13 protein-coding genes are annotated in these 13288 nt (G+C 45.5%); 9 read left to right on the top strand and 4 right to left on the bottom strand.

The features are described from left to right. The first annotated feature begins 8 nt into the window (after window positions 1-8). The 4 genes from JQX68_RS17940 to JQX68_RS17925 all read left to right on the top strand — a co-directional run bounded on the left by JQX68_RS17940 (window position 9) and on the right by JQX68_RS17925 (window position 5702). Window positions 9-1106, top strand: a complete 1098-nt coding sequence (locus JQX68_RS17940; protein WP_069150401.1) for a DUF4097 family beta strand repeat-containing protein — start codon at window positions 9-11, stop codon at window positions 1104-1106. Window positions 1107-1110: 4 nt separating this feature from the next. After that, window positions 1111-1308, top strand: coding sequence for a PspC domain-containing protein (locus JQX68_RS17935; RefSeq protein ID WP_014665524.1), 198 nt, complete (start codon window positions 1111-1113; stop codon window positions 1306-1308). A gap of 1 nt (window position 1309) precedes the next feature. Then, complete coding sequence (locus JQX68_RS17930) at window positions 1310-1669, top strand: phage holin family protein (RefSeq protein ID WP_003228066.1); 360 nt, start codon at window positions 1310-1312, stop codon at window positions 1667-1669. A 163-nt stretch (window positions 1670-1832) separates the two neighbouring features. Further along, entirely contained in the window at window positions 1833-5702 is a 3870-nt protein-coding gene (locus JQX68_RS17925; protein ID WP_147772580.1) for a lamin tail domain-containing metallophosphoesterase family protein, read from the top strand. 18 nt (window positions 5703-5720) lie between these two features. Here JQX68_RS17925 and nagR read toward each other — a convergent pair whose 3' ends face one another. Genes nagR through nagA form a run of 3 tightly spaced genes read right to left on the bottom strand, consistent with a single transcriptional unit; the run spans window position 5721 to window position 8385 of the window. After that, window positions 5721-6452, bottom strand: coding sequence for an N-acetylglucosamine utilization transcriptional regulator NagR (gene nagR, locus JQX68_RS17920; RefSeq protein WP_103031078.1), 732 nt, complete (start codon window positions 6450-6452; stop codon window positions 5721-5723). Between the two features lie 17 nt (window positions 6453-6469). Next, window positions 6470-7198, bottom strand: a complete 729-nt coding sequence (nagB, locus tag JQX68_RS17915; RefSeq protein ID WP_069838634.1) for a glucosamine-6-phosphate deaminase — start codon at window positions 7196-7198, stop codon at window positions 6470-6472. Then, window positions 7195-8385 carry an N-acetylglucosamine-6-phosphate deacetylase gene (nagA, locus tag JQX68_RS17910; protein ID WP_147772579.1) on the bottom strand — a complete coding sequence of 397 codons (1191 nt, stop codon included), beginning with the start codon at window positions 8383-8385 and terminating at the stop codon, window positions 7195-7197. Before nagA ends, nagB begins: the two co-directional genes overlap by 4 nt. A gap of 181 nt (window positions 8386-8566) precedes the next feature. Between nagA and hprK the strand changes: the two genes are divergently transcribed. From hprK to hprF, 5 genes are read left to right on the top strand one after another with little or no spacing between them, the layout of a single operon-like run. Then, a complete protein-coding gene (gene hprK / locus JQX68_RS17905) occupies window positions 8567-9499 on the top strand; it encodes an HPr(Ser) kinase/phosphatase (RefSeq protein ID WP_014665519.1) in 933 nt (310 codons plus the stop codon). 13 nt (window positions 9500-9512) lie between these two features. Next, window positions 9513-10322, top strand: a complete 810-nt coding sequence (gene lgt / locus JQX68_RS17900) for a prolipoprotein diacylglyceryl transferase (RefSeq protein WP_014665518.1) — start codon at window positions 9513-9515, stop codon at window positions 10320-10322. Between the two features lie 23 nt (window positions 10323-10345). After that, window positions 10346-11284, top strand: coding sequence for a nucleoside recognition domain-containing protein (locus JQX68_RS17895; protein WP_147772578.1), 939 nt, complete (start codon window positions 10346-10348; stop codon window positions 11282-11284). Beyond that, window positions 11281-11931, top strand: a complete 651-nt coding sequence (gene ppaX, locus JQX68_RS17890) for a pyrophosphatase PpaX (RefSeq protein ID WP_147772577.1) — start codon at window positions 11281-11283, stop codon at window positions 11929-11931. The genes JQX68_RS17895 and ppaX overlap by 4 nt, the downstream gene beginning before the upstream one ends. Window positions 11932-11934: 3 nt before the next feature. After that, window positions 11935-12453, top strand: a complete 519-nt coding sequence (gene hprF, locus JQX68_RS17885; protein ID WP_040081693.1) for an acyltransferase — start codon at window positions 11935-11937, stop codon at window positions 12451-12453. Between the two features lie 19 nt (window positions 12454-12472). Here hprF and pelC read toward each other — a convergent pair whose 3' ends face one another. Further along, window positions 12473-13138, bottom strand: coding sequence for a pectate/pectin lyase PelC (gene pelC, locus JQX68_RS17880; protein WP_147772576.1), 666 nt, complete (start codon window positions 13136-13138; stop codon window positions 12473-12475). Window positions 13139-13288: the final 150 nt, after the last annotated feature.

Raw genomic sequence — 13288 nt, 5'->3', positions numbered from 1 at the left:
AGATCGTAATGAAGCAAGAAAAGGAACGAATCCTTAAGCTTGTTGAGGAAGGGAAGCTTACCGCACAAGAGGCTTTGACACTGATTGAAAAACTTGACAGCGACTATAAGGAAAAAGAAGAGAAAATCACAGCGCTCTCAGTTCACGTTCATGACGAGGAAGAGCCATTTACAACGGCAAAAAAAGAGAGCGGCAAGCCGTCTTTAGGAGCCAAGCTGTTTGACTGGATTGATTCTGCTGTGAAAAAGGTCAAGGAAGTTGACCTTGATTTAAACTTCGGCCATGCATATGATGTTCAGCACATTTTTCAATTTAAAGATACTGACTTTTCCAGTGTTGAGCTGCAAATTGCCAATGGCAGCGTGAATATCGTCCCTTGGGAAGATGAGGATATCAGAGCGGAATGCCAGGCAAAGGTATATCGCGCTGACAGCCAGGATGCGGCGAGACATGCATTTCTTCAGCATATTGAATGCGAAATCAAAGGAAATAAGTTTTTTATCCGTACTGAGAAAAAGACGATGAAAACGAATGTCACTTTGTATATTCCTCAAAAGGAGTATGATAAGATTCGGGTGAAGCTGTTTAATGGACCGATCAGAGGGGAACATTTACATGTAAAAGAGTTCTCAGCGAAAACGACAAACGGTGTGCTGTCGTTCTCACATTTAACAGCTGGAAAAGCCATTGCTGAAACGGCCAACGGGCAAATTAAGCTCGCCAGCCACAGCTGCGGAACGATAGAAGCGGAAACCATTAACGGATTGATCGATCTCCGAGGGAAAAGCGAATCCATTGACGTTCAAAGCTTTAACGGAAATATTGCGATTAACGTAACAGAATCAGACTGCCGCTCCATTTATGCAAAAACAACGACTGGGAGTGTGGAGCTTGCGATTCCGGACGATCTCGCAGTGAAGGCAGAGCTGAAAAGCAATCTTGGTTCGCTGTCCCATGAATTAATGGATGTTGAGATGCTGAAGGAAAAAAATGAAACCATTCAAAAAGAAATGATGTTCACTTCAAATCAGGCACATGATCAAAACATCACCGTCTTCTCAGAATCATTAACAGGCGCCATCAAACTAAAGTACTCACAGAGGTGATCGAATGAATAAGCTTTATCGCTCAGAAAAAGACAAGAAAATCGCTGGTGTCATTGGAGGTCTCGCGGAATATTTCAATTGGGATGCATCACTCCTCAGAGTCATAACTGTCATCTTAGCAATTATGACAAGTGTCTTACCGGTTTTGCTCATTTATATCATTTGGATTTTTATCGTCCCGTCAGAAAGGGATATGAAATGACATGGTAAAATGGGCAGTCAGCATTTTAGTCAATGCATTGTTATTAATCGTCATTGATGGATATATTGACTCCATCCATATCAGCAGCATTGGGGCAGCGATTATCGCCAGCCTCATTTTATCGATCTTAAACGTGCTGATTAAACCGCTTTTAATTATTTTTACACTGCCGGTCACCATGGTGACGCTTGGGCTCTTCTTGTTTGTGATTAACGCCATCACACTGATGATGACTGCGTCCATCATGGGTGACAGTTTTCAAATCGACGGCTTCGGCACAGCGATATGGGCATCCGTTATCCTGTCGGTATTTCATTTATTGATTCAAAAAGGCATTTTAGAGCCGCTTAGAAAAAAATAAAAAAAAGCTGCCGCAAAGGCAGCTTTTTTACATGTTCTGCAGCCTTCTTAAAAAATTGTGAAGTAATCGCTTTTTGTTGCTTTGTCAGATTGGACATTGTTTAAAAATGAACTCATAAGCTTCCCTGTTCAGACGCAAAATACATGAAAAGGGAGGTGTTTTGGTGAGGAAATACACAGTTATCGCTTCAGTACTATTGTTTTTTCTATCCGTTTTATTTGGCGGCCATCATGAATCGAAAGCCTTTCCTGCTATACAGCAGGAACTATTTCAAACGCCTCATTACATACCTTTGCTTGAAAATCCTCCTCAAATTGATGTGAAAGCTGAAATGAGAAGCAACCTAATGATTGAGGCTCAAGTTCGCGACAATTCGTATCAAGCATTTTCCGCCTTTCTTTTTTACAAACAAAGTAATGAGCTGGGCTACAAAATGGTGCCGATGGATCCGACACCCGGAGCGGTCCGCAAGTTTTTGGCGCAAATTCCGAAACGTTTGATTTGGAACAGCGAGCTTGAGTATTACATTGTGATGTCGAATGGGAAGCAGCGGGTGGAGTCGGAGACGCAGAAACTGAAGCTTGAAGGATATCAGGCTGACCTTGCGCATATTCCAGAGCTTTTGATCACAGAGCTGGCGGTTGATACAAAGAACATAGGACGCGCAGACGGTTATGAATTTATTGAGATTTATAATACGACTGACAGAACGATTGATTTTAAAGACTACCATATCCGTTACCGCTACCCAAAAGAAGGGCCTGACTCCGATTTGATTTGGAGACCTGATGAAAAGATCTTGATACCATCCGGCGAAACATTTGTCATCTGGCTGAAGCCTGCCGGGCATCCAGAATTGACGCCGGAAGATTTCAATCGGTATTATCAGACACAATTAATAGAAGGAAAAAATCTTGCGGTGATAGACGAGACAGAGGGTATGGCCAATACGAGGCCGCGGGCGGTTGTAATATCAACGAATACAGGAAAGGATGTTTCGGCAGCGCATTATCGGAAACATGCGCTGCGCCGGCTGTCATCTGTGCTTTATAAGTATCCGCTAAACGGAACTGCAGAACTTTTGAACATTTCAATCGGGGAAAAAAATCCGTCTCCCGGAACCGTATTACAGGCACAGGTACCCGAGCAGAAACGGAAAATCAAGCTGGATAAAGAAAAGCCGGTTATTGAGGATTTGACTGACCGCAAGCCTGTCCGCCCTGCTGAAAGCATTGAGCTGCGGGCTGACATAAGGGATCGCAGTCTGGTGAAAACAGCAGCTTTTTACTACCGGACGGATGAAAACAAACCGTTTAAGCGAATTCTTGCTGAAAAAGACCGCAACGATAATCTTTACCATTATATTGTGTATTCACCTGAACTGATTGGGAAGGATCAGCTTGAGTATTACGTGGCGGCCGGGGACGGGATGAATGAAGCAAGAACACCTGTTAAAATGATTGATATTAAACAAACAAGCAAGTCGCATGGTTTGCGGATGAACATTGAAAACAGAGACACGCTGTCGGGAACTCAGTTCCTCAAAGCCACGACAGACGGGCGGACTGACAGCATTAAGCTATGGATTGACGGAAAAAAACAAGTGACAGAGCCCGCGATGGAGAAAGAAGTGTATTTTGCGTTTGATACGAGGAAAACGAATCTTTATTTTAAAAACGCGGTAACGATGGAAGGCAAAGTATTAAAAGTGTTCGATGATACGACAAATAAATACCGCACCTATTCTGTTCCATTGCCGGAGACGCTGCTGCGCAAAGGGAAGCAGCTGCAGCGTATTACAATACGATCGGGTTCAAAGGTGTCACCGTTTGATACGGCTGAAAACCGTGATGATTTCTTAGTCAAAAACGCTCGATTGGTGTTATCGGATGGAACGGTAATCAGGGATGAGAGGGTTTCCCCTGAGAAGGAACTCTTGATTGGCGATAATCAGCGCTCGAATAAAAGCTGGCAATTTCAATTCAATCTGCCTGACGGACTGTTTACATCACAGCTGCTGGAGTGGGATACATCAAAGCTTTCTGAAGGCGCTCACCATATTCAAGCAAGCAACGGCAAGGAAAATGTCAGCCTGGTTGTAAGGGTAGATAATTCAGGGCCTCACATTGAGCCGAATATTACCGAGGGGCAAACATATAAAGGAAACCTTATCCTGCAGGCGGATATGTATGATAAATGGAGCAAAATTGAGGAAGCGGAAGCGTTTTTAGATGGGGAAAGCATTACACTCCCATATCATACGTCATCCTCTGAACTTTTGCCGGGAAAACATTCACTAAAAGTGACGGCAACGGATCTTGCGGGCAATAAAACCGTTATTGAGAGGACGTTTAAAATTGAACGAGAGCATCCGGACCAGCCGGAGGTGATAGACACCGAAGCTGACACGCATAAGGCCAAGCTTTCTGTGCGGGTGAAGGATCCGACGAATGATGCCATGGATGTTGGTTTTTATAGGGGATTTCAATATACAGCGCGCAATCATGTGAAAATATTTAAGCATGCGTCACTGACTGAACCGCCGAAAAGCTTTGTGCCGGAAAGTGAGACTCCGTTTACGAATAAAGAATTGGAGCTGGTATCTGCTGCTGATGGAAAAACAGTATCGACAGAAAAGAAAGAGCTTTTCCCTTATCATCGCTTTGAAGTGACTGTTGATCAATCTGTGGATGAGAATGATTTGGCGGAAGCAGTTTGGAAGGGCAGTTCTTTGCCGGGGAGAAAGGTGACGATGTATGTCTGGAATTATCGGACCAATGAATGGCAGCCAGTTGACAGCTTTGTCGCGCAGGGTGACAAACCGTTTACGCTGAAAGCGTCTGTGATCGCCGCCGATTTTGTACGGGAGTCGAAAATGAACGTGATTGTACAGGATGAAATTCCTCCTGCGAAGGATATGTACACATTTGTCTGGATGTCTGATACACAGTATTACGCCAAAAGCTATCCGCATATTTTTGATAAGCAGACCGAATGGATAAAAGATAATCAAAAGCAGCTCAATATCAAATATGTATTCCATACGGGTGATATAGTAGATGATTCTGCCGATATCAGACAGTGGAAAAACGCTGATCGGTCAATGTCCGTTCTGGATAAGAGCGGAATTCCATACGGCGTGCTGGCCGGTAATCACGATGTCGGGCATAAGGATGGTTCCTACAGGGCGTTTGGCAAATATTTTGGCAGCGATCGTTTTGATAAAAAATTGCATTACGGCGGTTCCTATAAAAACAACCGCGGACATTATGACCTGATTTCGAGCAACGGCAACGATTATATCATGCTTTACATGGGATGGAGCATTACGGATGAAGACATCGCGTGGATGAATCAGATACTGAAGAAGCACCCTGACCGGATGGCTATTTTAGCTTTTCATGAGTATTTGCTGGTCAGCGGAAACAGAAGCCCAATCGGAGAGAAAATATTCAAAGAGATCGTAAAGCCGAACCCTAATGTGGTGATGGTGTTGAGCGGGCATTATCATAGTGCGATGAGAAAAACAGATGAGCTGGATGATGATGGTGATGGGAAACCGGATCGTCTCGTGCATCAAATGCTGGCCGATTATCAGGGCGGGCCAGAAGGCGGGCAAGGGTATTTGCGTTTGCTTCAATTTGACCAGGCCAATGACATGGTGCACGTATCGACGTACTCTCCGTATGTAAAGGATAAGAATTACTATGATACGGATACCTATGGCAACAAGGATGAATTTTCCCTTTCGCTTGATTTGAAGCCAAGAATCAAAAAGGTGGAAACCGATTATTTTGAATGTAACGTATATACCAATGAAGAGCTCGGAAAACGAGAGCAAGTGAAGAGCGGGGATACAGCTGAATTCCGCTGGGATCATCTTGAACCGCAGTCTGTTTATTATTGGTACATTATCGTGGAAGACAGTTTTAACGGCAAAACGAAATCACCGATCTGGAAGTTCAAGACGAAAAAAGAGACATATCGTCCGGCACCAGACCAGTTTGATTTTCGCCATGTCTCCAATCCTTGAAAAGGGTTGGAGGCTTTTTTATGAAAGACGATCCATATAGTGGACAAATGTATAACGGTCGCCTCTGTATACGGATTTTGCATGTTCAAAAGCAGTTCCGTTCTGCAGATATGTTGTTCGTTTAATTAATAGGACAGGCGCTCCCTTTTGGATACCAAGAATGTGTGCTTCTTCCGAGGTGGCAGCGCTTGGTTCAAGCTCCTGTTTGGCACGGGCAATCGGTATGTTGTTGTACCTTTCAATATGCTCGTAAATCGACGACTGAAAATGCGATTTATTTAATTCACCCGCTAGCTCAAACGGAATATGTGAGGACTCAATCGCCATCGGAATATCATTTGCCAGCCGCACCCGAGTGATTTTATGGATAGAGGAGGGGTGCCCGCAGCCTAATATAGCCGCGAGCTCCTCAGTTGAATCAATAAGCTGATAATCAATGAGTTTGCTGCCCGGTGTCATTCCGCGGCTTTTCATATCCTCGGTAAAGCTTGTCAGTCCTTGGAGGGCTTGTTCCATTTTTGGCTTGCTGACAAAGGTACCCCGCCCTTTTAGCCGATAGAGCAAGCCTTCATTAACTAAATTAGAAAGCGCCTGGCGAACCGTCATCCGGCTGATCCCGAATTGTTCGGCATATTCGCGCTCAGAAGGAAGAGGCATGTCCGGCTGCAGCTCTCCGCTCTTAATTTGGTTTTTTAGTTGCTCCATAATCTGATAATAAATCGGAATAGGCGATTGTTTATTGATATGCATAAGTCAGCATGTTCCTTTCAAGGTCTTAATGACGCGGCTTCACGATCAATCAAAACCGTAACATCGGAATGCAGGTGCAAAGCAGATGCGGGAAACTCTTCGCTTATGTTTCCTTCTAACAGCTTACTTACAGCTTCCGCTTTGCTTTTTCCAGAAATGATCAGCAGAATGCGCTTGCTTGAGAGTATTGTTTGAATTCCCATTGTCAGTGCTTTTTTCGGCACGCTGTCTATGGAAGGAAAATATCTGGCATTCGCTTGGCGGGTTTGCTCATTTAATGTCACAACATGAGTTCGCGACTTGAAGGACGTTCCCGGTTCGTTAAAGCCGATGTGTCCGTTTCGCCCGATGCCGAGAAGCTGTATGTCAGTGCCGCCCAGGGATTCGACTAGCTGTTCATACCGTCGGCATTCGGCTTCCAAATCGTCTGCATTTCCATTTGGAATAAAATGCCGGTTAGGCTTGCTGTTGATATGCTGAAAAAAACGGTCGTTCATATAGAAGTGATAGCTGTTCGGATCGTTGTTTGAAAGTCCGGCGTACTCATCCAAATTAACTGTAGTGACGTTTTGAAATGAGAGATTCTCAGTTTGGTGCAGGCGGATCAGCTCGCGATATGTGCCTTCCGGCGTGCCGCCTGTCGCTAAACCGAGAACGGCATCAGGCTTATCTTTGATTGTAGCTGCTGTTATTCTGGCTGCTTTTTGGCTTAGCTCTTCATACGTTTGACATTCCATTACTTTCATATCTGGTCAGCCTCCTTGGATATAAATGCAATGTTTCCGCGGCAAATGGTGAGAATCACCTCACAATCACTGCTGACAATCACCAGATCTGCATCTTTTCCCACTGCCACACTGCCTTTTCGGTCAAAGATGCCCAGCTGTTTGGCCGCGTTTGCAGAAGTTATATTAGCTATATCCATCCAAGAGCAATTTGTAAACTCACGCATATGCCGTGCGCCATCGTTCATTTTGAGGATCGAACCGGCAAGGGTTCCGTCTGAAAGAAGAGCTGTTCGTCCTCTTACCGTCACACTTTGGCCGCCGAATTCATATACGCCGTCCTTCAGTCCTTTTGCCCTCATGGAATCAGTGATTAAAATGAGCTTGCTGCTGCCTTTTGCCAGAAAAGCAAGCTTTGCCGATAAAGGATGGGAGTGGATGCCATCGGCGATAAGCTCTGTCACAAATCCATCATGAGCCAGTGCCGTTCCAATTACTCCGGGTTCTCGGTGATGAAACGGGCTCATCGCGTTGTACAGATGGGTCATATGGGTCGCGCCTGCTTTGGCGGCCTCCGACAGCAATGCGGAATCGGCATCTGTGTGCCCCATGGACGCAATAATCGATTCGTCTTTCAAATGGCGGATCAGTTCAAAATGCTGATCCTCCTCCGGCGCAAGTGTAACAATTTTGATCAGTCCGCCCGCCTCCTGCTGCCACTTTTTGAACAGCGCAACATCAGTAGGCCTGATCCACTCTTTTGGCTGGGCTCCGGCTCTTTTAGGTGAAACAAAGGGACCCTCTAAATGAATGCCGAGCAGTTCCGCACCTAATAAAGAGGACTCTTCAGCCGCTTTCCACTCTCTTGCATTCACCAACGCTTGAGAAATGTTCCCATGCTCTTGGGTAATCGTTGTGGCTAAAAAGCTCGTCGTGCCTTCTTCGGGCAGTCTTGACGACATGATGTCAAGGGCGGAAAAGCTTGCGTCCATCGTATCCGCTCCATAGCCCCCGTGGATATGAATGTCTATCATGCCGGGAAGCAAAACGGAATCCGCAGGTGCTTGAATCTCTTTTGAATATGACTCCTTGGGCCGTTCTGTTGAGACTGTGCTGATTTTTCCGTCATTGATTCCGACATAGCCGTTTTTGATTACTTCATTTTCTGTCACGATCGATATGCCTTTGATAAGAAGACTCTCTGCCATAGATGATCCGCCTTTCTGGAATTTGAATACCTTTATTTTACTCTTTTTCAGACTAGTGATCTAGACCAGCTGAGGTGTTTTCCCCCCTTTTATAAAATCTGTTTTAGGTTCAAGCCCGAAAGTGATAAAATGAAAGTATTGTGAGCAAGCTCGGGGCAGCCCGGAACAGGAGGAACATATCGTGGCAAAGGTTCGCACAAAAGACGTAATGGAACAGTTCAATTTGGAATTAATCAGCGGAGAAGAAGGAATTAACCGCCCGATTACAATGAGTGACCTATCAAGACCAGGCATTGAAATTGCCGGATATTTTACATATTACCCGAGAGAGCGCGTGCAGCTTCTCGGAAAAACAGAGCTTTCTTTCTTTGAACAGCTTCCGGAAGAGGATAAAAAGCAGCGAATGGAGTCTCTGTGCACTGATGTAACACCTGCTATTATTCTTTCTAGAGATATGCCAATCCCGCAGGAGCTGATTGACGCTTCTGAGAAAAATGGGGTGCCTGTCCTCAGATCGCCGCTAAAAACGACAAGACTGTCAAGCCGATTAACCAACTTCCTTGAGAGCCGGCTGGCGCCTACCACGGCGATTCATGGCGTTCTTGTCGATATATATGGTGTCGGCGTGCTGATTACAGGAAAAAGCGGCGTCGGGAAAAGTGAAACAGCGCTGGAGCTTGTGAAAAGAGGGCATCGCCTTGTTGCCGATGATTGCGTTGAAATTCGGCAGGAGGATCAGGATACCCTTGTCGGAAACGCTCCGGAATTAATTGAGCATCTCCTTGAAATCAGGGGGCTTGGCATTATCAACGTGATGACGCTGTTTGGCGCCGGCGCGGTCAGAAGCAATAAACGAATCACGATTGTCATGAATCTTGAACTTTGGGAGCAGGGCAAGCAATACGACCGTCTCGGGCTTGAGGAAGAAACCATGAAAATCATTGATACAGAAATCACAAAACTGACGATTCCCGTCCGTCCTGGCCGAAATCTGGCAGTCATCATCGAAGTGGCAGCAATGAACTTTAGATTGAAGCGGATGGGGCTGAATGCCGCTGAGCAATTTACGAACAAGCTGGCGGACGTCATTGAAGACGGTGAACAAGAGGAATAGGAGTTGGCGTTAAATGAATGAAGCGATAGAACCACTCAATCCGATAGCTTTTCAGCTGGGGCCGTTAGCCGTCCATTGGTACGGAATCATTATCGGTCTCGGCGCTTTGCTGGGGCTGTGGATTGCGATGAGGGAAAGTGAGAAACGGGGGCTGCAGAAAGATACGTTTATTGATCTTGTCTTGTTTGCCATTCCGATTGCAATTATTTGTGCACGAATTTATTACGTTGCCTTTGAATGGGATTATTATGCGGCACATCCGGGAGAAATCATTAAGATCTGGAAGGGCGGCATTGCCATTCACGGCGGGCTAATTGGCGCCATTTTAACTGGTTATGTGTTTTCAAGAGTGAAAAACCTTTCGTTCTGGAAGCTTGCGGATATTGCCGCGCCAAGCATTTTGCTCGGCCAAGCGATCGGCCGCTGGGGGAACTTCATGAATCAGGAAGCGCATGGCGAGGCTGTCAGCAGAGCATTTTTAGAAAGCCTGCACCTGCCTGAATTTATCATCAATCAAATGTACATCAATGGGCAATATTATCACCCTACCTTTTTATATGAATCACTATGGAGCTTTGTCGGCGTTATTGTTTTACTGCTTCTGCGCAGAGCGAATTTGCGAAGAGGCGAGATGTTCTTGATCTATATCATTTGGTATTCAATCGGAAGATACTTTATTGAAGGAATGCGGACTGACAGCTTAATGCTGACAGAATCACTTCGCATTGCTCAGGTGATTTCAATCGTGTTGATTGTTTTGGCTGTGGCAGCCATCATCTTCAGACGCGTCAAGGGATACTCGAAGGAGCGGTACGCGGAGTAGACGTCAACAAAGGGGGATGGGGGATGAAGAAGATCTTTCTGGCCGGTCTTGCGGCAGGTCTTCAAACAACATGGACACTCGGTAAAGTCATTTTCCCGGTAACACTATTGGTCACTTTGCTTCAGCATACGCCTGTCATGGATTGGCTTGTACGGCTGATCACACCGGTAATGGGTCTCTTCGGGCTTTCCGGTGAAGCGGCCATTCCGCTTGTACTGGGAAATATGCTGAATCTGTATGCGGGAATTGCCGGGATTTTGACATTGGATTTGTCTGTAAAAGAAGTCTTTATTTTAGCTGTTATGCTTTCATTCTGTCATAACTTGATTATCGAATCGACAGTTGCCGCAAAGATTGGCATCAGAATTGGCGTTATATTGGCGGTGCGCATCGGTTTGGCCGCTGTATCAGCCATCGTCATCAATCTCATTTGGCATGGCGGACAGGAAACGGCACAGTACGGTTTTATCGCTGCGAAGAGCGTTGCGCCGGACAGCTGGCTGGCAATGCTGGCAGAAGCCTTAACGAAAGCCGGGCTTGGTGTTTTGCAGCTGGCGGCAATAGTAATCCCGCTGATGATCATCATCCAGTTTTTAAGAGATTTAGGCTGGCTGCATCGGTTCTCCAGGTGGCTCTCGCCGTTTACGCAGCTGCTTGGCATGAATAAAAATACGTCTATGACGATGGTGGCGGGACTGACGATTGGTCTGGCCTACGGAGCGGGTGTCATGATCAAAGCTGTCGAGGATGACGGCGTGAGCAAGCGGGATATGACATTGGCATTTATATTTCTCGTTGCCTGCCATGCGGTCGTGGAAGATACACTTGTCTTTATTCCGCTCGGCATACCGGTCTGGCCTCTTCTTCTTATTCGTGTCACCACAGCAGTTCTGCTGACAATGGCTATTGCGCATACATGGAAAAAGTGGAAACCCTCAGCGGTTGGAAAGGAAGCAATATGAGTGACAAACAAGTAACGACGATTCTGTTTGATTTAGACGGAACGCTTATTAATACGAATGAATTAATTATCGCGTCCTTTTTGCATACACTGGAGCATTATTATCCGGGCAAGTATAAACGAGAAGATGTCCTTGCGTTTATCGGACCGTCTCTTTTTGAAACGTTCTCCTCGATGGACCCTGATAAATGCGAGGATATGATCGCTATGTACAGAGCATACAATCATGACATGCATGATTCACTCGTCACTGAATATGAAACGGTATATGAGACCCTGGATGCATTAAAAAAATCCGGCTTTAAACTAGGGATTGTGACAACAAAATTAAGAGATACTGTCAATATGGGCCTCAAGCTCACGGGAATCGGCGAATTCTTTGAAACGGTTGTTACCCTTGATGATGTGACAAATGCGAAGCCTGATCCCGAGCCTGTGCTGTTAGCGCTGAAACAGCTAGGAAGCAAGCCTGAGGAAGCCATTATCGTCGGTGATAATTACCATGATGTGCTGGCAGGGAAAAACGCCGGAACAAAAACCGCAGGAGTCGCATGGACGATTAAAGGGCCGGAAATGCTGGCGAAGCATGAGCCTGATTTTATGCTTGAGAAAATGAGTGATCTATTACAAATTGTTGGAGTGAAGTAATCTGTGAGAAAAACAGATCGTCATCCGGTCTCGGGGGCCAACTCACTGTGGCATGTCTATCAAACGGTCCCTTTTGTAAAGGTCGTCAAAAATTTCATTGTCATACAAATTGCGCGATATACACCGTTTATAGGGATGAAAAACTGGCTGTACCGTACATTTCTGCGGATGAAGGTTGGAAAACAGACATCCTTTGCCCTCATGGTGATGCCAGATATCATGTTTCCGGAAAAGATCTCAGTCGGAACGAATACAATCATCGGGTACAATACGACCATTTTGGCCCATGAGTATTTGATTCAGGAATACCGGATCGGCAAAGTTCTGATCGGAGACGAAGTAATGATTGGTGCCAACACGACCATTCTGCCCGGAGTGGAAATAGGGGATGGCGCAGTTGTGTCCGCCGGAACGCTTGTCCATAAGGATGTGCCTGACGGGGCATTTGTCGGCGGGAATCCGATGAGGATCATCTATACGAAGGAAGAAATGCAAGAAAGATTGAAAAAGTCCGCTGAATAAACATCAGCGGACTTTTTTGTTAAAATTGAATATTGTTGTTTTCGTAAATATGCTGAACGCCAATCCATTTTTGACCGACATGAGAGTAGCGTGTGTTTGTCATTCTGACCGTGCTTGTTTTGCTGTCCGTCCGGAATATCGCTTCCTTCATGTTTGTGATGGTGCACTTATCAATGATCACATCAACGTGGAAGGTTGAACCGCCAAGCTGTCTAATGAACTTCCCACCATTGTCTGCCGAGAAATTTTTCACTGTGAATGTACTGGCTTTATTGATTTGGAAAATCTTATCTGACGCTTTTTGAGCAGAGCCGCCGTCAATGGTCACTTTTCCTTCCTTCTTTACCGTTAATGCATCCTCACCAACATCTTCCCACTTCACATTCTGAATGTTAACGTTTCCATAAGTGTGCACGCCATCAGCAGCAGGTGCGCCGAGCACCACATTTTTCAGAGTTGCTCCATCCTCCACACGAAAAACAGGTTTTTGGTTTTCGGACTGGCTTCCGTCACCTAGTTCTTTCCCTGCCACAAACCGCTGTCCTTTCCCGTCATATGTTGTATTTTTTGGTACGATCATTGTTTCGTGAACCACTTTGTCAGCTGCAAAAGCAGTTGATGACTGAAACTGGCTGAAACCCATAACCAAACCGAGCATACATAGGATAGACACAATTTTTTTCAATAATAAAATCCTCCCCGGATATCTTCGTTTTTTGCAAGAGAAGCGTCAGCGACTTGCTCCGGCTTCTCTAGCATAGATCGGGGCAAGGCTGAATCTGCTTTAATCATAAAAACAGACAGCCTGAAAGTAAAGACAATTTTGGGTGATAAA

It is taken from the genome of Bacillus sp. LJBS06 (assembly GCF_016924995.1).
Taxonomy (GTDB): domain Bacteria; phylum Bacillota; class Bacilli; order Bacillales; family Bacillaceae; genus Bacillus; species Bacillus stercoris.
Note: the sequence above shows the minus strand (reverse complement) of the source record. Positions and strands in the feature narration are given on the sequence as shown.

Bases quoted from the DNA above. Each gene is read 5' to 3' on its own strand.
- JQX68_RS17940 (WP_069150401.1), top strand. From the start codon at position 9: ATGAAGCAAGAAAAGGAACGAATCCTTAAGCTTGTTGAGGAAGGGAAG.
- JQX68_RS17935 (WP_014665524.1), top strand. From the start codon at position 1,111: ATGAATAAGCTTTATCGCTCAGAAAAAGACAAGAAAATCGCTGGTGTC.
- JQX68_RS17930 (WP_003228066.1), top strand. From the start codon at position 1,310: ATGGTAAAATGGGCAGTCAGCATTTTAGTCAATGCATTGTTATTAATC.
- nagR (WP_103031078.1), bottom strand. From the start codon at position 6,452: ATGCATATCAATAAACAATCGCCTATTCCGATTTATTATCAGATTATG.
- nagB (WP_069838634.1), bottom strand. From the start codon at position 7,198: ATGAAAGTAATGGAATGTCAAACGTATGAAGAGCTAAGCCAAAAAGCA.
- nagA (WP_147772579.1), bottom strand. From the start codon at position 8,385: ATGGCAGAGAGTCTTCTTATCAAAGGCATATCGATCGTGACAGAAAAT.
- lgt (WP_014665518.1), top strand. From the start codon at position 9,513: ATGAATGAAGCGATAGAACCACTCAATCCGATAGCTTTTCAGCTGGGG.
- JQX68_RS17895 (WP_147772578.1), top strand. From the start codon at position 10,346: ATGAAGAAGATCTTTCTGGCCGGTCTTGCGGCAGGTCTTCAAACAACA.
- ppaX (WP_147772577.1), top strand. From the start codon at position 11,281: ATGAGTGACAAACAAGTAACGACGATTCTGTTTGATTTAGACGGAACG.